The organism is Halorubrum ejinorense (assembly GCF_055389685.1).
The window spans coordinates 2,994,451-3,016,752 of record NZ_AP043777.1; the positions used below are offsets into that span (position 1 = coordinate 2,994,451).

Here is a 22,302-nt window from a genome sequence, read left to right on the forward strand (position 1 = left end):
CTCGCGTTCGAGTCCGCTGACGAGTTATCCTTCGTGAGGTTGTTTCCATCTGGCTGCGTGCTCGACGAGTTGTTGGACGTAGACGTGGTAGAATTGCGGCCCGGATCGTCTTGAGAGGACTCCGTGGTCGTATTTGCTACACTATCGGACCCGTTTGTGCTGGTGTTTCCGCTCTGCGAGCGAGTTGTCGAATCGTTGGACTGGGAAGACGACGTGTCTGAGACCTCAATGCCGACATCGACTGATTCGGAATCAGACAGGCCGGCATCGGTCGCGTTCCACCCGAAGCCACCACCGATCACCGTCGCTGTCATGAGGAGGACAACCGACACGACGACCCGAAGTAATTCGCCCGTCATTCTCCACCACCACCTTCCACGGAGGCCGCAGTGGCGTCTTTGTAGAGGTCATATAGTTCGGATATCACGAGACCGACGGCAGGCACGATCACGAAGAACACAATCCCGAGGTCTGACCCGGCAAACGATATCGCGTGGCCGAGAAGCGGAAGGTGGAACATAACTACCCCGATGACGTTGCCGGCGGGGATCGGATTCGGGTCCGGTTCCTCGTTCGCGTCTCCTTGGGTCCGGAACGTAGTCTCACCCCCTTCGCTTTGGACCTCTATCACTCTGTGAGTGATTAATTGGGATTCATCAGGCCGCTCGTACGTGATCACGTCGCCTTCCTCGATCTCATTTGGCGAAGTATCGCCGACAAAAACAACGTCTCCGGCATTAATCGACGGAGACATACTGTCGGAAAGGACGACGTACGAGTTGCTCGCTCCGACTGCCTGAGGCACTGCGAAAATAACGAAGGGGATGACAACAAGGACGAGAAGGATCGCTCCACCCTTGCGAATCAAACTCTGGTTCATTCCAAACCACCCGTAACCGCTGCGGTTGTGATCTGCTGAAGTATCACGTTCATGTTTGTAATTCAGGTCGTAGTTCGATCGCAATACGGTCATCTCCGTTCGCCTGTTCGAGCTCGTCACTCGCTTCCCAAGCGACGTACAGGAAGGTTGAGGCTCGGCCGGTATCGTCGTCGACGGGCGTGAGCGTTCGATCGGATTCGACGGTTCGACCGGTCCGGATCTCGTCGAGCCGGGACGGACCGAAGAGCGCAGAACCGGTCTGGGCCGGATCATCGGTGAACCCGATTTCGGCGGTGATGGCACTGAGGAGGTCCTCGCTCGAACCGGGATGTTCGTCCGGCTGAGCGCACGGAGACGGGTTCCGCCATGTGCGTTCGCCGATGGTCACTCGAACGAGCTTTCCTCCCTTGGGATTGATCGAGGCCCGGTCGTCCTGTCTATTTGATCCGCCCGATCGTTTCAAACCGCCGGCCTCGATGGTGTGATCGCTCTCTCTGAGGTCACCGCCACGCCGAACTGTGGCAGTCACCTCGATGGGAAGGCTCGCGTTCTCAGCGATCACCAGGTCAGCCTTCCCGCAACCGATAAACTCGACAGCAGTAACGCTGCCCGAAGAGGTATCACTGCCGTCCCTTCCCTCTGAAGCGTTATCTTTAGACTCCGCTCGTCCGCCAGACGGAGCGACGCCTCCGATAGCGAGGCGCAGGTTTCCGGGAACGGACCCCTCGTTCGCCAGTTCGACGGTTTCGATGCCCTCATTTCCGGACGAAACGGGGCCGATCGAGATCGACGCCGCCGATTTGTCCGCCGTGGAGAGTTCGAGTGTTCCGGCTCGGATCTCTCCTCTCGTTTTCGACTCGTCGGCGAACAGCGACCACGTTCCGACGCCGGCCGCGCCGCTCGACGCACCGATGACCGCAACGCTCGAGAGGAACTTTCGTCGGCCGATTCCGGTCTCGTCTGAAGCCATCTCGTTGTCGTGAAGTCTGTTTGAGCCCTGCCGCGCCGGTATCGTCCGTCGCCTGCGTGCCGTGTGTACCCGTCGTCGGGCGAAGACCCACCGGCGGAATCGAACCGCCGCGAGGCACCACCGTGGGTCGGTTTCCTCGCAGTCGCCTCAGTCGGGCGTCATCACGAGGGGGACGAACGTATCGGTTCCGTCCGCGAGCGTCACGTCCAGCGTGACGGAGACGCGGTTTCCGGACATCTCCTCTTTGTTTCCGGACCCGTTCCGGAACGCGTAGAGATTTATGATGGCCGTGCCGTCCGCGGACAGGACGGCCTCTTGATCCGCAGCGTCGTTGTAGCCGTCTGAATCGAGATCGATCCAGCCGGGAACCTGGAACTGATCGGAGCCGCCGTCGACCCAGCCGTTTGCGTCACCGCTGGGCGTCTCGACGTGAAGATCGGCGTTGAAAGTGAACGACTCGTAGTCCGTTCCACCGTTCCGATCGCTCACGAGAGTCAGGTCGGTGTCGTCCGGCTGGACGTGGACGTTGTTGATCGTCAGCGATTGGTCGAACGAGTTCGCGTACTCGAACTCGACGCCGGCGTTCTTTTGATCATCGCTCGCACCGACAGCGGTCGCCGGCACGTCACGCTGCTCCGGGAGCGTGATCTGATCCGGCTCCTGCGTGAGTCCGAACTCGGCCTCGATCTCGACGCTGTCACTCTGGATCTCGTTGCCGGCGTTAAGCACGCGGTAGTCGGTGACGAAGTCGACCGACTGCCCCGGCGAGAGTTCGAGTTCGTCGATGTCGTACGGACCGAGCGAGAGATTCGACGCCAGAACGAATCCGTCGTCGCCGTCAACCGGCTCGTGACCGACGAGATACTGATGCGTCTCGCCACCGACGACCAGCTCGGTCCGGAGTTCGAGACTCTGTGCGAGTTCGCCCGTATGCGAACCGCCGGAACTCGACCCCTCCGGATCGTCTTCGTGTGGCGACTCGCTTTCGGGATCGTTGACGCCGTTTTCCGGGGTTCGGAACCCCGTGATTCCGAACGCGAGGTATCCCGGAAGCGTGCCAGCGTTGGTTAGCGTGGTCGAATCCTCACCGCTCTCGTCCGGAACGACGTTCGAGACGTCGATGACGGCGTTCGAACCATCACCGTTGACGCTCAGGTCCAGCGTTCCGGCCTGGACCGTGTTGTTCCCGCTCGTTTCCTCGTCGCTGAACAGTGCCATCGTTCCCGCACCTGCGGCTGACGACGCCGCGCCGATCATCGCGATCCCGCCGAGCGCCCGACGCCGGGTGAGCTCGACCGGGCTACTGGAATCGTCGCTCATGGATGGTCACCTCAGTTACAGCACGCTCTGACCGCTCTCCTGTGCCAGTCCGAATGTGAAGGAGATATCAACGCCGTCGCCCTGGAAGTCGTTGCCTGCGAGCCGATCAAGTTCGAACTCGGCTTCGAACGTCCTCGTTCCAGAAATAGGAACGAGTGAGTCGAACACCCCACGGCTAGCGATGTCGTCTAGGGAGACAGGGCGGAATTTGTAGTTCGTTCCGTCCACAACTAGGTTGTCGTAGTACGTTTCAATGGTGTCACCGCCGCCGGTCGTACCACGGCCGAATCCGACTGCCTCAATTGTCGCACTGGGGAGGTCAGAATAGAGTCCACCATTACTGGGTTTCGAATAAGTGGTATTGTTCGGAGCTATCTCTTTCCAGACATAATTAGCTCCGGGGCTATCATCTGCACCCGCGATCTCTCCGCCCACATCACGGGTCTCCCACTGTTCCGTCGCGTCTGGTGAGTTCTTGTTACCAGTGTGACTCACAAGACGGTTCGTGCCCGAATCGTTCAGCAACACAAACACCTCATCTGGTGCATTCGTGTTCTCTGTTCCAGCGTAATAGTCGAACGTGATATCTCCGGCAGCGATATTAGTGATTGAGATACTACCCACATCTCTTATGGAAAGAGCATAGTCATTAGTCGCAGTCCCATTAGACGTTGCACGCACAACGTCCTGTCGGGACCCATCTGCGGCGGGGTCCGGAACCCGAGAGAGTTCTACATCCGAACTCCCGTCACCGCCGATATCGACAACTGCCGCTCCCTCCGGGTTGGAAGTGAATGTTTGGAACGCACTGGGACCGAGCCCGATTCCGCTTCCGGCATAGTCAAGCGTCGAAGCGAATAGCCGTTCGGCGAACGCCTGAGCAGTAACGTTCGCTGAAAGATCGTCATCGGACGGCTCGGATCCGTCATTTTGACTGTAATCGACGGAGAGTTCCACGTGGTCAGCACTAACTGAACCGACGTTGTTGAGTTCGACTTGAACGGTGTTAGTGGAACCACCCGGTGAGAGGTTGGTAGCTGAGGCGTTGAAGCTCTGGGTAGTATCAGCAGTCAGATCTAGCGTCCCTGCCTGCACGCTGTTCCCAGTACTACTCTCGGTGTCGCTGAACAGGGCGAACGTTCCCGCACCCGCGCCCGCGGAGGCGACACCGACTGTGCCGAGCGCACCGAGCACCCGGCGGCGATTCAGTTCGATCGAGCTGCTGTTGTCGTCAGACATCGGTTTGAACACCGCGCGGCATCGCACCGCGCTCACTCATTCATACTGACTAAGGGGTATTATTCATAAGGCATCTGAAGTGTCTTCACGCTGTAGTTGAGGTTTGTCAATCAGTTCGATACGAGCAGCAGACCCCTCCAGAAGTGCTTCAAGCAGTGCCTGAAGCGCACATACGCTGCCTCTGGTGCGGCTTATATCCACTCCGGTAACACGACCACCGACGAGCGTTGCGGAACTTGGGTAGGGGACGGGATCGACCGATCCGAGTGTCGGACTGGTGCCGAGCGTGTCCGATACCGAGAGAAGCCGCTGCGAACGATATCGGTCCGGCGGAGAAAGAGTCGAACTGTGGCGGGCGCTTAGAGCTGGTCCGCGTTGATGGTGAGCGTCCCGCCGCTGACGCTGTTCCCATTCTGCTCGACGACCGCGACATCGACCGTGGTGTACTGACCTGGAGCGAGAGTCCCGTTCTCCTCGTCCGCGAGCTCGAAGTAGACGCCCTCGGACCACTCGAGGTCAGCGTTGTCGACGTCGGAGACGACTCTCCCCTTGCCCGAGTACTCGATTGAGAGCTCGATGTCGTCTTCGCCTTGGTTCGTTATCGCGAACACTTCCGGAATGACCGACGCGGCGTTTCGATTGAAGCCCCGTCCACCTTCGCTGTTCGAGGGACCGCCGAGGTCGACCGTGAGTTGGTTCCAGTTATTGCTCGTGACGAAGTCGTTACCACTCGAGAATTTGAGGTTCGCGTTCGCGTCGCCCGCCGTGTTGACGGAGACGCTGCGTTCGGCTTCGACACTTGTGAACGCCCCCATACTAATTTCTGCCACACTACAGAAGCTAATACACCTAGTCTGCCCCGAGACAGACCACGGCCGGAACGTTGACGAGGCGATATCTACCTTATCGATGGGTATCAAGACCGGCGCTCAAGTGCTTCGCCGAGATAGAGATACATGCTCGCCGGGGCCGCCCCACTATTGGTCCTCGCCGGTCTGTTCTCACTCGGGGTTAGTTGTCTGACCGGATGAACGAGCGACTGGAGCCGGCGATCAACCCACTGTTTCTTTTGTCAATCCCGAACCTTCTGCTAAACGGCAGAAGTAAAATTATTGAATATGAATAAACCGGCCCAGTATTTGCTGTGCGATGGTATTTATTGAGATTCAGAAGTCTTGGAAAAAGATGGTGGGTGTCGATAGTCAGCTCTGGTACATCTGGAACGCGTAGATAGTCAAGCCATTATTTAAATCCGCACCAGTACTATTGACCGTCGGGTCCGTCGTCGAACGGGCGGTCGTGCGCGTAGATAGTCAGTTCATCATCCGAACCGCCATCACCATCAGCATCATCAGTCGTATCGACTCTCGCATTAATTTTCATGCTATCACCAGGAGATAGGAATGAGGCCACACCCTTGCTATTTGTTGGAATCATAAACATCACTTTAGCGTTTGGAAGGTCAACAGTTTGCTCCGAATCAAACTTATCTCCGTCAGGAGCAAAGTCAGGCCGAACATCTTTCGTTCCCTGATTAGTTACGGTGATGATTCCTTCGAGAGTCGTGATTGCTGAGTTGTTGAACCCATCTCCCTCGGTTTCAGCGTCACCGCTTCCAGTCGGGCCTGCCCCGAGGTTATCGGGGGAGCCAAGATCAATCGTTAATTCACCACCAGCAGAATCGTCGCTAACGTATTCATCGTCCCCAGAAAGGCCGAGGTACGCATTTGCGTCGCCTGCGGTGTTGACAGACACCTGGCGGTTTGCCTGTACGCTCGTGAACGCGCCCGTGCCCATCGCAGCCGCGCTACCTGAAGCCAATGCGCCCAGTCCGGCGAGGAACTTGCGTCGGTTTGCCATAGTTGTGTAACCTCGTTGTCCGCACACGACCCGCGGGCCGCCGACGCGAGACATCCCGCGTCGCCCGAGGTCGCTCTACGACACCCATGGGACCTATCCCATATTGTAATGAATTTCCAGAAGTACTTCTGGAGGTCACTGAACGAGCGAAGATAGGGTTCTGCTCCGCCCTGAAACCGACCCGACCCGCGTCCAGGGGGTCCTTGAACCGGGACTATTGTGCTTCTGACATAATTTTCTCGGAGAGTGATAGTCAAAAATACTCTTTACTATTCTGATATTACGGGCCATGATCGGCTCAAATCAAAATGGAGCGATCGTTGTGTCGCGTTTATTGCCGCGTCTTCGGTCGATTTTACGTGTTTCTTCACATCCGGTCCGGTCAATTCCCGCAGTACCGAAGTGTTCGGAACTTATCACAACCGGAGCGTTTATGTTGATTGGATCATATGTGTCTGACAAGAAATGGCGTCGGTACAACAGGTCGGACAGGGGGGGACCGAACCGGCGACTGACATCTCGGAGGACGAGCTGTACACGGTGTTAGCGAACCAGCGACGGCGGTTCGCGGTCCACCTGCTGAAACGCGAGTCGGACGGCGCGCTCGAGATCGGGGAGATGGCCGAACAGATCGCGGCCTGGGAGAACGACGTCGAGGTCGCGGAGATCACCGGGAGCGACCGCAAGCGCGTGTACACCGCGCTCCAGCAGTCGCACCTGCCGAAGATGGACGACGCGGGCGTCGTCGAGTTCAACAAGGACCGCGGGATCGTCGAGCCCACGCCCGCGCTGGCGGACATGGACGTGTACATGGACGTGGTCGAGGGCCGCGAGATCCCGTGGAGCCAGTACTACCTCGGGCTCTCGGGCGTCGCGAGCGCGCTCACCGCCGCGGTGTGGCTCGGCGCGTGGCCGTTCGTGCTCTTACCCGAGATGGCGTGGACGGTCGCCATCGTCGTCGCCTTCGCGTTCTCGGCGGCCACCCACTACTACTACACCGCCGAGATGAAGGTCGGGCAAGAGGACGAGCCGCCGGAGCTGTAGCGCGCGGTGAGCGACCCAACTGGGCGCGACCCGGGATCGACGGCAGAACGACAGGTTATGCTCAGGATAAGTCGTTTCCGCGTCTTTCAGGGGGTTCCAGAACCGGTTCCGTCACCGCATAATTATACCGGCGTTCCGCGTAGTGCCGAGCAGAGAGCGACCCCGACCGCTATCGAGTCCCAGACATGAAACGACGACAACTCATCCTCCTGTTCGGCGGCGGTAGTGCCGCGGCGGCGAGCGCGGGGACCGGCGCGTTCTCCAGCGTCGGCGCCGATCGGGACGTGAGCGTGAACGTCGTCGAAGACGAGAACGCGTATCTCGGGCTCGAGGATCTGACGAAGAGAGAGGACGGAGCGGACGAAGTCGTCCGTGAGGACGAGGAGACGAGAGTCGTGAAGGTCAAAAACCAGTTCGCACGGCCGTTGAGCCTCTCAGTGACCGAACTGGGGAGAAACAGCGTCGTCGAGACGATCGGCAGCGACGGCCCGATAGAAATAGGAAGTACGAACACTCTCGGAGTCGGTGCTGAAGCGTTCGTCACCGTCAAGTGCGAGACTGATGAGACGAAGGAGGCGGAGTTCTCCCTTCGTTTCAGTGGTGGCGCCGGCGGGACCACGGTCGATAAAAGTCGAGCCTTCACGTTCACGTGTGAAAGTGTCGAGACGGAGAGTTCCGACATCAGCGTGGAGTTCCTCAGTAACGGGAGGGTGAAGATCCGCTCGTCCGACACTAGTAACGTCACCGCGACGGCCTACATTCGTGGCCCCGGCGGGAGTGGAAACGGGGACATCAGGTCGACGGATCCCGTCTCTGTGCCCGTTGGAAAAGAGCTCAAACAGAAACGGTTCGGCTGGGAGAACAACGGAGACGAGATCGTCGGAATCGAGATCGAGGGAGTAGGCCTGTTCACCCGTCAGTCGGCAGATAGTGACGGCATTGCGTCGGACGCGACGAGTTCGAGTGCGGAAGACGTGTTCGGCGACGATTACGTGCCCGAAAACTGAGATCGGTTCAGGTGCGTTTTTGTATCCGGCAGTCGCACACGACGGTATGGACGACCACTCTCACGAGCCGGACCCGGAGAAGCGCGTGACCGCCCCGATGCAGGAGTTCGGTGGCCGCGAGGTCGGCATCGGCGCGGCCGTCACCCTGATCGGCCTGCTGCTCGCGTACGCCGTGCCGTTCCTCGTCACGTTCTGAGCGTTCAGTACAGATACCGTGATTTCGAGCGCTGATACTCAAGTAGTCGCGCCGCTATTTTTGAGCGCTAATTGAGAGGTCGTCCAGAAGGAGGAAATCAGTCGTCAACGTCGCGTTCGTCCGACCTCTGAAGCTCTGCGTCCGCGAACGCCCGGACCCGCTTCCGGTCTTCTGCCGACACGTCGGCTACCCGCGCGCTGTCGACCTGTCCGTTCACGACCGCGTTCTGCTGTGGTCCCCACACCGCGGCCGGCGTGTCCTTGACGTACTCGGCCCAGCGGACGACCTGTTCGTAGCGCGGCGCTCGCGCCGGGGCTTCGTCCGCGGCGGTCGGGTCCGAGTCAGATGGATTTGAGTCGTTCATACCGGTCTTCGACGTCAAGTCGTTCTACCCACGATTCGAGTCGGGCGGTGGAAAGGCTTTCTCCGAAGACGGTGTAGAGGTGTGCGGCGTCTTCGAGATCCGTTCGTCCGCCGAGGGAGAGTTTATACGCGATTTGGAGCTCTAAGGGCCCGATCGGAACGGTCTCGTCACCGACGTGTGCGTCGATAGCGTTCCGGAGCGACGCCTCGTCGAACTCGTCGCCCGGAAACTTCACCTCCACGTGTGGAGCCATTTCGCCGTCCGGTGCCACCCAGATGTTCGTTCCGTTCGCGAGGTTGTCGTACATCTCCGAGAGCGGCATGGCCGGACCCCAGTATCCCGACGCCTCGAGTTCGGTAACGAGGTCATCGATCTGCTCGGCCGAACATCGCTCGATGAACACGTCGATGTCCTCCGTCGACCGCGACCGTCCGGCGAGGATCGCGACGTAGCCGGCGACGAAGACGTGTTCGATGTCGAATCTGGAGAGAGTTTCGGAGAATCCGGCAGCGAGTTCGTCGAGTCGATTCGGCACGCGATCGACGATCAGGCCTCGATCGGTGAGTTCGATACCACCCATAGGGGATCGTCTTCACCAGTCCGAATAAACGTCTCCCGTCACCGCGGGTACCACGCGAGCGGGTGGTCGGCAGTGAGCTCCAAGGAGACGGGCTCGTCGAGGTCGAACTCCTCGACGTGGTTGTGGAGGCAGTGGACGGCCTCGCCGGAGTCGAGTTCGACCCGGTAGACGAACGAGGGACCGACGTACTGTCGCGAGGTGACGACGCCGTCGGCGAGTTCGCTTGCGGCGGGCGTCGCGCGGAGGTCGTCGGGGCGGACGAGCACGTCGACGGGCGCGCCGTCGTAAACGGTGTCGTACCCCTCCAGCGTCACGGCGTCGAAGCGGCCGACACCGGTGTCGACCTTCCCGTCGCGGAGCTCGCCCTCGAGGAACGACGCCCGGCCGAGGAAAGAGGCGACGAACTTCGACTCGGGGCGCTCGAAGACGGACTCCGGGCGACCGACCTGCTCGATGTTCCCGTCGTTCATCACGGCGACGCGGTCGGAGATGGAGAGCGCCTCCTCCTGATCGTGGGTGACCGAGACGGCGGTGACTCCCGCTTCCTTCAGGATGCGGCGGACCTCCTCGCGCATCTCCACGCGGAGGCGCACGTCGAGGTTCGAGAACGGTTCGTCTAAGAGGAGCACGTCGGGTTCGGGCGCGAGCGAGCGAGCGAGCGCGACGCGCTGCTTCTGCCCGCCGGAGAGCTGGTCGGGCGTCTTCTCGCCGTGGTCGGTCATCTCGACGAGTTCGAGCAGCTCGTCGACGCGGGCCTCGCTCTCGGCCGCGTCGGCGTCGGTCAGCCCGAACGCGATGTTCTCGCGGACGCTGAGGTGCGGGAACAGCGCGAAGTTCTGAAAGACGATACCGACGTCGCGCTGCTCGGGCGGGACGAACGAGTCGTCGTCCGCGACCACGTCGCCGCCGAGGGTGATCCGCCCCTCGGTCGGCTCCTCGAGGCCCGCGATGGTGCGCAGCGTGGTCGTCTTGCCGCAGCCGGAGGGGCCGAGGAACGTCAGCAGTTCGCCGGGCCGGACCTCGAGCGAGACGTCGTCGACGGCGGTCTCGGGGCCGAACGCCTTCGTGACGCCCGACAGCGACAGGACCGACTCGGCGGTCGGCGCGTTCGCGTCGTCAGAAGCGGCTCCCGTTCGAGCGGAAGCGTCGCCGTCCGTTCGGTCGGCCGTCGTGTCGTCCGACTCGGTCGAGCGCGTCGTCCCGACGTGTTCCGTTGATGCCATCGATGAGAGGCGGGCGCCGGATCGATCGGCGTCCCGCGGTTGCGGCCACATACTTTAGGAGGGCCTAAAAGCGTATCGCTCCCTCTCGCGCCGTCGAAATCGGCGGAACGCGCGGATGCGCCGGTCCGGAGAGGCGCTCACCTGCCGCGTCGAGACGGCTCAGTCCAGTTCGCGGTCGATCACGTCGCGGTGGTCGCGGACCGCGTCCGCGGTGAGCGCGACCGACTCGTCGCCGACCGCGAGCGAGAGCGTGCCGTCCGTCGTCACGTCGCCGAGCCGGAACACGGGGAGGTCGCCGGCCGCGGCGGCCACCGCCTCGGGATCGGTGGTCTGGACGAGCAGGCGGCCGGGCGTCTCGTCGAAGGCCGCGACGCGGTCGGGCAGCGTCACGTCGACGCCGGCGGCGTCGGTCACCAGCTCGGCGAGCGCGACCGCGAGCCCCCCCTCGCTCACGTCGTGGGCCGCGAGCGTCGACTCGTGGCGGGCGGCCGCGGCCAGCGACGCGACGAGGCCGCCGAGGTCGTCCGCGGCGCCGGAGTCGTCGGGCAGCGTCGGGAACCGGTCGCTCCCGCCGGCGTGCGCGAGGTACTCGGAGCCGCCGAGCGCGTCGCCGCCGGCGCCGACGAGCAGCAGTTCGGAGTCGTCAGCGCGGTCGGCGTCGAGGGCGGCCGGCGGGGCCGAATACCCCCGGGTCGTGCCGAGCATCGCGAGCGTCGGCGTCGGCGGGATCGGTCCCTCGACGCTGTCGTTGTACAGCGAGACGTTGCCGCCGACCACGGGCGCGTCGAGCGCCGAGCAGCCGTCGGCGAGCCCGTCGACGACCGCCTTGAACGCGCCGTACACCTCGGGCTTCTCCGGGTTGCCGCCGTTGAGACAGTCGACCGCGGCGAGCGGCACCGCGCCGGCGGCGGCGAGGTTCGTCGCGTTCTCCAAGGCGACGGCGCGGGCGCCCTCGTACGGCGCGACCGCGGTCCACTTCGGGTTCGCGCCGGAGGCGAGCGCGAGGCCGACGCCGTCCGCGTCGGCGGGGTCGGCGTCGGCGGAGTCGGCGCCGTCGCTCGACTCGGTCTCGCGGATCGCGAGCAGCGCCGCGTCGTCGCCCGGCTTCACCGCGGTCCGCGCGCCGACCTCGTGGTCGTACTGGCGGTACACCCAGCGCTTGCTCGCGGTCGAGGGCGCCGAGAGGACGGCCGCGACCGCCTCGTCGAGCGGCGGGGCGTCGGCCCGGAGGTCGCGGTCGGGCTGGCTCGGCGGCTCGCTCGCGAGGTCGTTCATCGGGGCGCCGTCGGCGAGGAACTCGGCGGGGGCGTCGACGACGGTCTCGGACTCGCCGTCGGCGTCGGCGAACTCGCAGACGTAGTTGCCGTCGGTCACCTCGCCGATCACCGAACAGCCGAGGTCGAACCGCTCGGCGAGTTCGCGCACGCGGTCGACGTCGTTGGGGTCGACCTCGTAGCACATCCGCTCTTGGCTCTCGGCGAGCAGGATCTCCGTCGCGTTCATCTTCGGCTCGCGCTGGTGGACGCGGTCGAGGTCGATCCGGGCGCCGAGCCCGCCCTTCGCGACCAGTTCGGAGGAGGCGCCGCCGAGGCCGGCCGCGCCGAGGTCTCGGGCGGACAGGACGAGGTCCTCGTCCACGAGGGCCTCGTTACACTCGATCAGCCGCTTCTCGGCGTAGGGGTCGCCGACCTGGACCGCGGGGCGGTCCTCGGTCTCGGCGTCCTCGGCGAGGTCCTCGCTCGCGAAGGAGGCGCCGCCGAGCCCGTCGCGACCGGTGCCGTTGCCGACGAGGACCAGCTTGTTGCCGGGCTCCTGTGCGGTCGCGGTCACGAGCCGGCCCTCGTTCGTCAGGCCGACGCAGGCGACGTTGACGAGGGGGTTCCCCTCGTAGCCGCCGTGGAAGGCGACGCTGCCGCCGACCGTGGGGACGCCGATACAGTTGCCGTAGTGGGAGATGCCCTCGACGACGCCCTCGAAGAGGTAGCGCGAGCGCTCGCGGTCGAAGCCGCCGAAGTACAGCGAGTCGAGGAGCCCGATCGGGTACGCGCCCATGCTCATCGTGTCGCGGACGATGCCGCCGACGCCGGTCGCCGCGCCGTCGAACGGGTCGACGAAGGAGGGGTGGTTGTGGCTCTCGACGCCGAAGGTGACGTACTGGTCGCCGTAGTCGCCGGCGTCGCGCTCGGCCGCGGGGGTGTCCGCGGCGTCGGGGTCGGGCAGGGCGAGGACCGCGGCGTCGTCGCCCGGGCCGACGACGACCTGGTCGCCGTCGCTGTCGAACGCCGACAGCAGGGGCCGCGAGGAGCGGTACGCGCAGTGCTCGCTCCAGAGGTTCTCGAACAGCGCGGCCTCGGCCGCCGTGGGCTCCCGACCGAGCTCCGCGGTCACGAGCTCGTGGTCCGGGTCGGACAGGCTCATTCACTTACGTGGACACCGAGGTGGTTTGAATGCTTTTCTATACGCACGTTCGTGGATACTCATTCGCCGGTCGCGGACGCTGACGCCGGGGTCGAAGCGTTTCCCCGCTCAGTCGAAGCGGTCTCCCGTTCAGTCGAAGCGGTCTCCCGTTCAGTCGAAGCGGTCTCCCGTTCAGTCGAAGCGGTCTCCCGTTCAGTCGAAGCGGTCTCCCGTTCAGTCGAAGCGGTCTCCCGTTCAGTCGAAGCGGTCTCCCGTTCAGTCGAAGCGGTCTCCCGTTCAGTCGAAGCGGTCTCCCGTTCAGTCGAAGCGTTTCCCCGCTCAAAGCAGCGCGGAGGCGGCCGCGTACACGACGACCGCACCGGCGCCGCCGATGGCCATCGCCTTCGCGTTGAGCCAGACCGCCTTCTTCCGGTCCGCGGCGAGGGCCGCCTCGTCTCGGACCTCGCTCGCTCCGTCGCCGACGTCGAAGACGCCCATGCCGGCGAAGCCGATACAGAAGCGCTCGCGGTACTGTAAGGCGCCCATCGCCGCGCCGTACAGCGGGAACACCGAGAGCGCGAGCGTCCAGCGCGGCCACGCGAGGGCGACCGAGACGGCGACGTAGACGGCCGCGAGCAGCAGCGATCCCACGCCGAGGAGGAGTCGCCGCCGCTGTTGGGTCGGTCCGATGTTACACACGCCGGGTTGGTACTCCATGGGTTCGGTACGGGAGCGGGAACAAAAGCACGCACGGATCCGAACGACGCGCGGCCGCGAACGGCGCAGCGATGGTTTATTATCCGACGCGTGGAACTGAGAGATGGACTTCCATGGAGGATAGCGACGACGAGCAGCGGGAGAAGATTCTGCGCCGGTACGAGACGATATTGGAGTCGCTCGACGACGGCGTCTACGCGATCCGCAACGACGGCACGATCGTCTGCGTCAACGAGCGGTACGCGGAGATGAAGGGGGTCGACCGCGAGGACCTGCTCGGTACCGACATCTACGACTGGGTGAGCGACGAGACCGCGGAGCGAGCGCTCGCGGAGCGGGCGGCGATGCGCGAGGAGGGCCGCGACGTCGGCACGATAGAGTACGAGTTCGAGGGGGCCGACGGGGCCAGTTTCCCCGCGGAGATGCGGTTCGGACAGGTCGACCCCGACCGGGAGGAGGAGGTCGGCCGGGTCGGCGTCATCCGGGACGTGAGCGAGCGGAAGCGACGCGAGCGCGAGTTGGAGCGCCAGAACGAACGGCTGAACGAGTTCGCGTCGATCGTCTCCCACGACCTCCGGAACCCCCTGAACGTCGCGCAGGGGCGACTGGAACTGGCCCGTGAGGAGCGCGACTCCCCGCACCTCGAAGACGTGGCTCGCGCCCACGACCGGATGGAGGCGCTGATCGAAGACCTGCTGGCGCTGGCGCGAGACGGCACGAGCACCGACGGCTGGGAGCCGGTCGAACTCGCGGGCCTCGTCCGCGAGTGCTGGGACGGGGTCGACACCGCGGACGCGTCGCTGCGCGTCGAGACCGGCCGGACGGTCCGCGCCGACCGCAGCCGGCTCAGGCAGCTGTTCGAGAACCTCCTGCGCAACGCCGTCGACCACGCCGGCGCGGGCGTGAGCGTCACGCTCGGCGACCTCGACGACGGCTTCTCCGTCGAGGACGACGGCCCGGGCGTGCCGGGAGACGAGCGCGAGCGCGTCTTCGAGACCGGCTACACCACCGACCCGGAGGGCACGGGGTACGGGCTGAGCATCGTCGAGAGCGTCGCCGAGGCGCACGGCTGGTCGGTCCGGGTGACGGACGGAACCGACGGCGGCGCGCGGTTCGAGTTCGCGGGCGTCGACGATCCGGAGGGACAACCGTGATATGCCCGGCCGGAGACGGGACCGTGTGAAGCGGATTCAGCTCGGGAACACCGTCTTCGAGGGCGAAAACGACGTGTACGTACTCGACGGGGAGACGACCGGACTCGTCGACACCGGCGTGGCGCTGCCGGAGGTGCGCGAGGAACTGGCCGACGGGCTCGCCGACCACGGGCTCTCCTTCGCCGACATCGACGCCGTCGCGCTCACCCACTGGCACCCGGACCACGCGGGCCTCGCCGGCGAGATCCAGTCCGAGAGCGGCGCCGACGTGTACGTCCACGAGGCGGACGCGAGCCTCGTCGACGGCAGCGAGACGCCGCTGTTCGCCGACCGCGACCTCCAGCGCGAGACGTTCGAGCGCTGGGGGATGCCGACAGCCGACCGCGAGCGGCTGGTCGAGTTCTTCGAGGCCGTCAGCACCGGTCTGTCCGGTCGCCCCGCGGACGTGACGGCGTTCGGTGACGGCGACGCGATATCGGTCGGCGGCGTCGACCTCGAAGCGCTCCACCTCCCCGGCCACACCGCCGGCCTCTCCGGGTTCGCCTTCGACCCGCGAACGGTCCCCGACCACGAGCCGGTCGCGGGCGCCGACGCGACCGAGGAGGCGTTCACGGGCGACGCGCTGCTCCCGAAGTACACGCCCAACGTCGGCGGCGCGGACGTGCGCGTCGACGGGGCGCTCGCGGCCTACGCCGAGAGCCTCGCGCGGATCGTCGACCGCGACTTCGACGCGGCTCACCCCGGCCACCGGTGGCGGATCGACGAGCCGAGCCGGCGCGCGGCGACGATACTCGACCACCACCGCCACCGGACCCGCCGCGTGATCGAGGTCCTCGGCGAGTCCGGGCCCGCGACCGCGTGGGAGGTCTCGGCGGCGCTGTTCGGCGACCTCGACGGGATCCACGTCCTCCACGGCCCCGGCGAGGCGTTCTCCCACCTCGACCACCTCGCGGACGCGGGCGTCGTCGAGCGTGACGGGCACGCCTATCGCCTCGTCGATCCCGACCCGGACGTCGACGCGCTGTTCCCGACGACGCCGCTCGACGGTCTCGTCGACGGAAGCGAAGACGCGTGACCGATCCGGTCGCCGAAAGGTATTCCTCGCCGCCGTCGTATTCGGGGACGTGAATCGGGACGCCCTCGCCGCGGTCGTCGTCGCCCTCCTCGCTCTCGTCGCGCTCGGCGTCGCAGCCGGAACGCTCGACTCGGCCGTCGACACCGGTAGCGGCGGATTCGGCGGGGCCGCCGGCGACGCTCCGAGCGTCGGCGAAGGCGGGGGCGACCCCGGAATCTTAACCTCGTCGGACGACTCGGGGTCGGTGGGCGCGTCGGGCCTCTGCTACCCGATATTCAGACAGCCGCCGGCGTTGGCGGCGCTGCTCGTCGGACTGGCGCTGATCGCCGGGCTGACCTACTACGACACCGCGTCGCCGCTGGCGAGCGCCGCCGTCGCCGGGGCGGTCGGCACCCCGATCGGGCTCCTGTTCTGGGTGTTGTCGGCGTGCCGCTCGACCGGCGAAGAGTTCTCGGTGTCGCTCGGCCTCGGCGGCAACGGGACGAGGCTGTTGCCGTCCGGCGCCGTGGGCGGCGGCGGGTTCGGCGGGGGCGAGGGGGCGGCGTCGGCGCCGCAGCTCCTGTTCGGGCTGGTCGTCGCGGTCGCTATCGTCGCGAGCGTCGCGACCCTCCTCTTCGCCGGCGGCGACGACGAGGAGGCGGGCGACGCGGCCGCCGACCCGGAGGCGGCCGACGAGGACTCGCCGGAACTCGACGCGATCGGGCGAACGGCCGGCGAGGCCGCGGACCGGATCGAGTCGTCGGACGCGGACAACGAGGTGTACCGGGCGTGGCGCGACATGACCGACGTGCTCGACGTCGACCGGCCCGCGTCGTCGACGCCCGCGGAGTTCGCGACCGCCGCGGTCGACGCCGGGGTCGACGAGGAGCCCGTGACCGCGCTCACCGAGGTGTTCGAGCGCGTGCGGTACGGCGGCGAGGACGCGACCGACGACCGGGAGCGGCGGGCGGTCGAGGCGCTGCGCCGGATCGAGGAGCGGCACGGAGGCGACTCGTGACCCGCGACTCAGTGGTGCGGCCGCTGGTCCTCGCGGGCGTGGTCGCGGTCGGCGTCGGCCTCCTCGCGGCGCTCGACCGCGGCGTGGCGGCCGCTATCTCTCCGAGTTCGGTCGTCGTCGCGCTGATCGGCGTCCTCGGCGTCGTCCAGGGGCTGCGGTACGCGAACGCGCGCCGCGACCGCCGACGGCTGGCGACGGACCCCGGGGAGCCGGAGCGGCGCGCGCAGGCGGCGGTGCCGGGCGCGGACCTCGACGAGCGGATCGCGACGGTGATCGCTTCGTCGCCGCGCAGCTACCGGGACCGACGGGACTTTCGGGACCGCGTCCGGGAGGTGGCGCTCGCAGCCGTCGCCCGCGAGCGCAACTGCTCGGAGGAGGCGGCCGCGGCCGCCCTCGACGACGGGACGTGGACGGACGACCGCGTCGCCGCCGCGTTCTTCGACGCCCGGACGGAGTACCCGGTCCGGCTGCGACTGTCGGCCGGGCTCCGGGGGCGCTCGAACTACTGGTACGGGCTGCGGGCCGCGATCGACGAGATCGACCGGATCGAGTCGGGGGGGAACGCGTGAGCGATCCCGAGGGGGCCGCGGTCGCGTCCGGCGCGGGCGACTCCGCGCTCGACGAGGCCGAGGCGACCGACACGGACCGGGACGAAGCGGCCGAATCGAGCGCGAACGACCGCGACGCCGTAGGACGGGAAGGCGAGGCGGCAGGTGGAGAAGACGGCGCGACCGCGACGGACGCCGCCGACGCTCCGACGACCCGCATCCACGAACGCGAAGTCGAGACGGAGCGCTGGCTGGGGGTCGCGGGCGCGGCGCTGGCGCTGGTCGGTCTCGGCGTGCTCGTCCGAGAGGCGTCGCTGGTGCTCGTCGGCGCGGTCGGCGTCGGCTACGCCGTGTACGCACGGGCTGGCGACGCGCCGACGCCGACGCTGGCGGTGACGCGGTCGGTGAGCGACGCGACGCCGGCCCCGGGCGACGAGGTCGAGGTGACGGTCCGCGCCGAGAACGTCGGGGGCGCGACGCTACCGGACCTCCGGCTCGTCGACGGCGTGCCGCCCGGGCTGGCGGTCGTCGGCGGTCCCGCCCGGGTCGCGACGGCGCTCCGGCCCGGGACCGCGGTCGAGTTCCGCTACACCGTGCGCGCGGCGCGCGGCGAACACGAGTGGGAGCCGGTGACCGCGATCACGCGCGACGCGGCCGGCGGCCGCGAGCGGAGGACGACCCTCGACGCGCCGACGGGGATCGCCTGTACGCCGGAGCTGTCCGCCGGCGGAGACCTCCCGCTTCGCGGGCTGACGACCGTCCACCACGGCCGGGTCCCGACCGACGTGGGCGGCGCGGGCGTCGAGTTCCACGCGACCCGGGAGTACCGCCGGGGCGACCCGCTCAAGCGGATCGACTGGAACCGGCGCGCGCGGACGGGAGAGCTGTCGACGGTCGAACTGCGCGAGGAGCGCTCCGCCACCGTCGTGCTGTTGATAGACGCCCGCGAGTCGGCCTACGTCGCCCCCGACCCCGACGCCGAGACGGCGGTGGAGGCGAGCGTCGCGGCCGCGGGGCAGGCGTTCTCCGCCCTCCTCGCCGGCGGCGACCGGGTCGGGATCGGGGCGCTGTCGCCGCTCGACTGCTGGCTCCCGCCGGGCAGCGGGACCGTCCACGCGGCGCGGGGGCGCGAGACGCTGGCCACCGACCCGGCGCTGGCGCCGACCCCGAGCGACGAGCGGTTCTACCGGTCGCTGTGGCTGCGGCGGTTCCGGCGGCGGCTCCCGGCCGACGCGCAGGTCCTCTTTTTCACGCCGCTCGTCGACGAGACGGCGGCGACGCTCGCCCGCCGGATCGACGCGCACGGCCACCTCGTGACGGTGCTCTCGCCGGACCCCACGGCGACCGGGACCGCGGGCGAGCGGCTGAGCACGTTCGAGCGCCGGCAGCGGCTGCGGACGCTCCGGTCGGCGGGCATCCGCGCCGTCGAGTGGCGCGACGACTCGTTCCCGGTGGCGGTCGCGGCCGCGACGAGGCGGTGGTCGCGATGAGCGGCGCGGTCCGGGACGGCGAGGAGCGAGGGGACGGGCGGCCGACTCGCGAGAGCCGAAACGGCGCCGACGACGAAACCGAACGCGACGACGCGGTCGCGGACTTCCACGAGACGGACGCGCGACCGCCGACCCTCGCCGTCGTCGCGAGCCTCGCGGCCGCGGGCGTCGCGGCCACGGCCGCCGCGGTCGCGAATCCGATCGGCGGTGCGGCGCTGGGAGTCGCCGCGCTCTGTTTCCTCGGCGGCGCGCTCCGAGCGTCGACGCGGCCGCTCACGTGGGGCGTCGGGATCGGCGTGGTCGGACTCGCGCTCGCGGGGTACCGCGGCGGATCGACCGAGGCGGTGCTCGTGGCCGGCGTCGGGCTCGCGGTCGCGTGGGACGTCGCGGACCACGGCGTCGGGCTCGGCGAGCAGGTCGGGCGCGGCGCGCGGGTCAGGCGGAACGTCGCGGTCCACGCGGGGTCGAGCCTGCTCGTCGGCGCGCTGGCGGCCGGCCTCGTCTACGGGGTCGCGCTCGCGGTCGGCGGCGGCCAGCCGGTGGCCGCGCTCGCGCTGCTTCTGGCCGGCGGCATCGCGCTGACCTCGGCGCTTCGGTGACCGGCCCGGGGCGCTCGCGAGGGTTCGATCCCGCGACCCGGCGCCCGTCGGTGACCGAACGCGGGTCCTTTTGTACTCGCCCGACGACGGACGGGTATGCGAATCGAAGCGACCGCGTCGACGGGGTGGTCGGCGTGACCGACCTCGTGACGTTCGGCGAGACGATGCTCCGGCTGTCCCCGCCGCGCGGCGAGCGGCTGGAGACCGCGGACGGGCTCGACGTTCAGGCGGGCGGGGCCGAGAGCAACGTGGCGGTCGGCGCGTCGCGGCTCGGCGCCGACGCCGTCTGGCTCTCGAAGCTGCCGGACTCGCCGCCCGGACGCCGGGTGACGAACGAACTGCGGAGCCACGGCGTCCGCACCGAGGTGGCGTGGACGGACGCGGCCGAGAGCCGGGTCGGGACCTACTACCTCGAACGCGGCGGCGCGCCGCGCGGGTCGAACGTCGTGTACGACCGGGCCGGCGCCGCCATCACGACGGTGACGCCCGGAGACCTGTCGACCGACTCGTTCGCGGACGCGACCCGCTTTCACACGACCGGGATCACGCCGGCGCTGTCGGACCGCGCCGCGGAGACGACGACGGCGCTGTTGCGGGCCGCGGGCGAGGCGGGGCTCACTCGCTCGTTCGACCTGAACTACCGGGCGAAGCTGTGGGACCCGGCGACGGCGCGAACGGCCTACGAGGACCTGTTCGAACACGTGGACACGCTGTTCGTCCCGCGGCGGGACGCGCGCGACGTGTTGGAACGCGAGGGCGACGCGGTCTCGATCGCTCACGGGCTGGCGTCGGAGTTCGACTTGGAGACGGTCGTCGTCACCCGCGGCGCGGAGGGCGCGGTGGCGCTGTGCGGCGGTTCGGTGTACGAACAGGCCGTCTTCGACGCGGAGACGATCGACGCCATCGGCACCGGCGACGCGTTCGTCGCGGGCTACCTCGCGAAGCGGATCGACGGCGGCGACCTCGGCGCCGCGCTGGAGTGGGCCGCGGCGACCGCGGCGCTGAAACGAACCGTCACCGGCGACGTGGCGGTCGTCACGCCCGAGGAGGTCGCGGACGTGGTCGACGGCGCGGGCGGCATCGATCGGTAGCGGTCGCGAGGCGGTAGGCAAGAGAGCGGTTTCGGGGGTCGCGTCACCGCTCGTCCGCGGAGCTAAACCCTTATGAGCGCGCGGGTGGCAGGTACGCTCGTATGAGCGACCTCCCGGACGACTTCGACTGTACACTCACCAACTGGGAGTACATCTACGGTCTCTGCCGCAACGTCTCCGACGCGGTGAAGCGGGCCGACTTCGAGCCGGACATGGTCGTCGCCTTAGCGCGCGGCGGCTGGTTCGCGGGCCGTTGCGTCTGTGACTTCCTCGGGCTCAACGACCTCACCAGCCTCAAGATGGAACACTACGTGGGCACCGCCGAGAAGAGCGGCGAGCCCCAGATCCGCTACCCGATGCCCGAGGGCAGCGTCGAGGGGAAAAACGTCCTCATCATCGACGACATCGCCGACACCGGGGGGTCGATCCGCCGCGCCGAAGAGTACGTCGACGACCGGGACGCCGCCGAGATCCGCACCGCGACGCTCCAGCTGCTCGGCACCTCCGAGTTCCAGCCGGACTTCGTGGGCGAGCGACTCGAACAGTGGACGTGGGTCGTCTACCCGTGGAACTTCCTCGAAGACATGATCGACCTCACCGAGGGCGCGATGGAGCGCGCCGACGAGTCGGCGTTCTCGCGGGAGGACCTGCGCCACTACCTAGAGGAGTACCACGGTATCGGCCGGATCGAGATGGAGGTCGCCCAGCCCGACCGCCTCGACGAGGTGATAGCCGAGATGGTCCGGCGAGACGTCGCCGAGCCCGTCGGCGAGGAGGCCTGGGCGCTCACCGAGTAGCGGGCCGGAGCGATGGAGGAGGAACCGCGCAACGACGACGACCCGGACGCGGCCCTCGACGCCGTCCTCGCCGCGTACGACCTGAAAGACGAGCGGCGCACCGGCTGGCAGCTCCGCGGGGTCGACGAGCCCGAGTCGGTCGCCGCCCACTCGTGGGGGGTCGCCTACCTCGTCACGGCGCTCGGCGACCGACTGGCCGCCGACCTCCCGGGCGTCGACCTCGACCGCGCCCTGCGGCTCGCCGTCGTCCACGACGTGGCGGAGGCCGAGACCGGCGACGTCGCGACGCGCGCCGATTCGACCGCGGGCGCGGTGGACCCCGAGGCCAAGGAGGCCACGGAGCGCGAGGCCATGCGCGACCTCGCCGGACCGCTGCCCGAGCGCGTCCGGGACGCCTGGGAGGCGTACGAGGCCCGCGACTCGCCGGAAGCGGTCCTCGTCAAGGAGTGTGACCTCCTCGACACCTGTCTCCAGGCGGTCGCCTACGAGCGCGACGACCGATACGACCCGGAGCGCGGCGAGCCCGACGCGTTCCGCGAGTACGACGACTTAGACGAGTTCTTCGCGACGAGCGAGCCGCGGCTCCGGACCGACGCCGGGCGGGCCCTGTTCGCGGCGATCCGCGAGCGGTACCGGGCCGCGCGCGACCGGTAGAGTTCGACGACTGTGGTGCGTGCTAATCGACGTTCGTAGGGTTTCTACCCGGAGATCACGCGCACGGATGACAAGAGGGTTAATGCGGGAAGCCGTCTCG

At 67.1% G+C, this 22,302-nt stretch carries 23 protein-coding genes; 12 read left to right on the forward strand and 11 right to left on the reverse strand.

The features are described 5' to 3' along the window. Nucleotides 1–355: 355 nt before the first annotated feature. The 6 genes from ACZ5KW_RS16395 to ACZ5KW_RS16420 form a co-directional block, all read right to left on the reverse strand. The gene (locus tag ACZ5KW_RS16395; RefSeq protein ID WP_343777090.1) at nt 356–880 is read right to left on the reverse strand and encodes a signal peptidase I; all 525 of its coding nucleotides are present in this window, start codon (nt 878–880) and stop codon (nt 356–358) included. A gap of 49 nt (nt 881–929) precedes the next feature. Then, nucleotides 930–1,850, reverse strand: a complete 921-nt coding sequence (locus tag ACZ5KW_RS16400) for a hypothetical protein (protein WP_343777089.1) — start codon at nt 1,848–1,850, stop codon at nt 930–932. Nucleotides 1,851–1,997: 147 nt separating this feature from the next. Beyond that, the gene (locus ACZ5KW_RS16405) at nt 1,998–3,170 is read right to left on the reverse strand and encodes a TasA family protein (RefSeq protein ID WP_343777087.1); all 1,173 of its coding nucleotides are present in this window, start codon (nt 3,168–3,170) and stop codon (nt 1,998–2,000) included. Between the two features lie 15 nt (nt 3,171–3,185). Next, a complete protein-coding gene (locus ACZ5KW_RS16410; protein WP_343777086.1) occupies nt 3,186–4,409 on the reverse strand; it encodes a TasA family protein in 1,224 nt (407 codons plus the stop codon). A gap of 359 nt (nt 4,410–4,768) precedes the next feature. Beyond that, nucleotides 4,769–5,224 carry a hypothetical protein gene (locus ACZ5KW_RS16415; RefSeq protein ID WP_343777085.1) on the reverse strand — a complete coding sequence of 152 codons (456 nt, stop codon included), beginning with the start codon at nt 5,222–5,224 and terminating at the stop codon, nt 4,769–4,771. 448 nt (nt 5,225–5,672) lie between these two features. After that, a complete protein-coding gene (locus ACZ5KW_RS16420; protein WP_343777084.1) occupies nt 5,673–6,269 on the reverse strand; it encodes a hypothetical protein in 597 nt (198 codons plus the stop codon). 465 nt (nt 6,270–6,734) lie between these two features. Here ACZ5KW_RS16420 and ACZ5KW_RS16425 point away from each other — a divergent pair, with 465 nt between their 5' ends. The 3 genes from ACZ5KW_RS16425 (at nt 6,735) to ACZ5KW_RS16435 (ending at nt 8,516) form a co-directional block, all read left to right on the forward strand. After that, complete coding sequence (locus ACZ5KW_RS16425; RefSeq protein WP_343777082.1) at nt 6,735–7,313, forward strand: DUF7344 domain-containing protein; 579 nt, start codon at nt 6,735–6,737, stop codon at nt 7,311–7,313. Between the two features lie 290 nt (nt 7,314–7,603). Further along, nucleotides 7,604–8,320, forward strand: a complete 717-nt coding sequence (locus tag ACZ5KW_RS16430; protein ID WP_343777080.1) for a hypothetical protein — start codon at nt 7,604–7,606, stop codon at nt 8,318–8,320. A 46-nt stretch (nt 8,321–8,366) separates the two neighbouring features. Further along, nucleotides 8,367–8,516, forward strand: coding sequence for a DUF7550 family protein (locus ACZ5KW_RS16435; RefSeq protein WP_343777078.1), 150 nt, complete (start codon nt 8,367–8,369; stop codon nt 8,514–8,516). Between the two features lie 97 nt (nt 8,517–8,613). Here ACZ5KW_RS16435 and ACZ5KW_RS16440 read toward each other — a convergent pair whose 3' ends face one another. The 5 genes from ACZ5KW_RS16440 to ACZ5KW_RS16460 all read right to left on the reverse strand — a co-directional run bounded on the left by ACZ5KW_RS16440 (nt 8,614) and on the right by ACZ5KW_RS16460 (nt 13,797). Then, on the reverse strand, nt 8,614–8,880 hold the full coding sequence (locus ACZ5KW_RS16440; protein WP_343777077.1) for a hypothetical protein: 267 nt from the start codon (nt 8,878–8,880) through the stop codon (nt 8,614–8,616). Next, nucleotides 8,858–9,460 carry a hypothetical protein gene (locus tag ACZ5KW_RS16445; RefSeq protein ID WP_343777076.1) on the reverse strand — a complete coding sequence of 201 codons (603 nt, stop codon included), beginning with the start codon at nt 9,458–9,460 and terminating at the stop codon, nt 8,858–8,860. Before ACZ5KW_RS16445 ends, ACZ5KW_RS16440 begins: the two co-directional genes overlap by 23 nt. A 38-nt stretch (nt 9,461–9,498) precedes the next feature. Then, nucleotides 9,499–10,683 (reverse strand): ABC transporter ATP-binding protein, encoded by a 1,185-nt coding sequence (locus ACZ5KW_RS16450; protein WP_343777075.1) that lies wholly within the window; start codon nt 10,681–10,683, stop codon nt 9,499–9,501. Nucleotides 10,684–10,842: 159 nt separating this feature from the next. Then, on the reverse strand, nt 10,843–13,101 hold the full coding sequence (purL, locus tag ACZ5KW_RS16455; protein WP_343777073.1) for a phosphoribosylformylglycinamidine synthase subunit PurL: 2,259 nt from the start codon (nt 13,099–13,101) through the stop codon (nt 10,843–10,845). Nucleotides 13,102–13,419: 318 nt separating this feature from the next. Next, entirely contained in the window at nt 13,420–13,797 is a 378-nt protein-coding gene (locus ACZ5KW_RS16460; protein ID WP_343777071.1) for a hypothetical protein, read from the reverse strand. 113 nt (nt 13,798–13,910) lie between these two features. Here ACZ5KW_RS16460 and ACZ5KW_RS16465 point away from each other — a divergent pair, with 113 nt between their 5' ends. The 9 genes from ACZ5KW_RS16465 to ACZ5KW_RS16505 all read left to right on the forward strand — a co-directional run bounded on the left by ACZ5KW_RS16465 (nt 13,911) and on the right by ACZ5KW_RS16505 (nt 22,202). Further along, entirely contained in the window at nt 13,911–14,951 is a 1,041-nt protein-coding gene (locus ACZ5KW_RS16465; protein WP_343777070.1) for a PAS domain-containing sensor histidine kinase, read from the forward strand. A 25-nt stretch (nt 14,952–14,976) separates the two neighbouring features. Then, nucleotides 14,977–16,026, forward strand: coding sequence for an MBL fold metallo-hydrolase (locus ACZ5KW_RS16470; protein WP_343777069.1), 1,050 nt, complete (start codon nt 14,977–14,979; stop codon nt 16,024–16,026). A 49-nt stretch (nt 16,027–16,075) separates the two neighbouring features. Then, entirely contained in the window at nt 16,076–17,023 is a 948-nt protein-coding gene (locus ACZ5KW_RS16475; protein ID WP_343777068.1) for a DUF4129 domain-containing protein, read from the forward strand. Between the two features lie 14 nt (nt 17,024–17,037). Then, entirely contained in the window at nt 17,038–17,592 is a 555-nt protein-coding gene (locus ACZ5KW_RS16480) for a DUF7269 family protein (protein ID WP_343777383.1), read from the forward strand. Next, entirely contained in the window at nt 17,589–19,061 is a 1,473-nt protein-coding gene (locus ACZ5KW_RS16485) for a DUF58 domain-containing protein (protein ID WP_343777066.1), read from the forward strand. Before ACZ5KW_RS16480 ends, ACZ5KW_RS16485 begins: the two co-directional genes overlap by 4 nt. After that, nucleotides 19,058–19,660 (forward strand): DUF7519 family protein, encoded by a 603-nt coding sequence (locus ACZ5KW_RS16490; protein WP_371153035.1) that lies wholly within the window; start codon nt 19,058–19,060, stop codon nt 19,658–19,660. The genes ACZ5KW_RS16485 and ACZ5KW_RS16490 overlap by 4 nt, the downstream gene beginning before the upstream one ends. 125 nt (nt 19,661–19,785) lie before the next feature. After that, nucleotides 19,786–20,751: a bifunctional 2-dehydro-3-deoxygluconokinase/2-dehydro-3-deoxygalactonokinase gene (gene kdgK1, locus ACZ5KW_RS16495; RefSeq protein ID WP_343777063.1), complete on the forward strand. Its 966-nt coding sequence runs from the start codon at nt 19,786–19,788 to the stop codon at nt 20,749–20,751. A 101-nt stretch (nt 20,752–20,852) separates the two neighbouring features. After that, nucleotides 20,853–21,548, forward strand: coding sequence for a phosphoribosyltransferase (locus tag ACZ5KW_RS16500; protein WP_343777062.1), 696 nt, complete (start codon nt 20,853–20,855; stop codon nt 21,546–21,548). A 12-nt stretch (nt 21,549–21,560) separates the two neighbouring features. Continuing rightward, nucleotides 21,561–22,202: an HD domain-containing protein gene (locus ACZ5KW_RS16505; RefSeq protein WP_343777061.1), complete on the forward strand. Its 642-nt coding sequence runs from the start codon at nt 21,561–21,563 to the stop codon at nt 22,200–22,202. Nucleotides 22,203–22,302 lie beyond the last annotated feature (100 nt).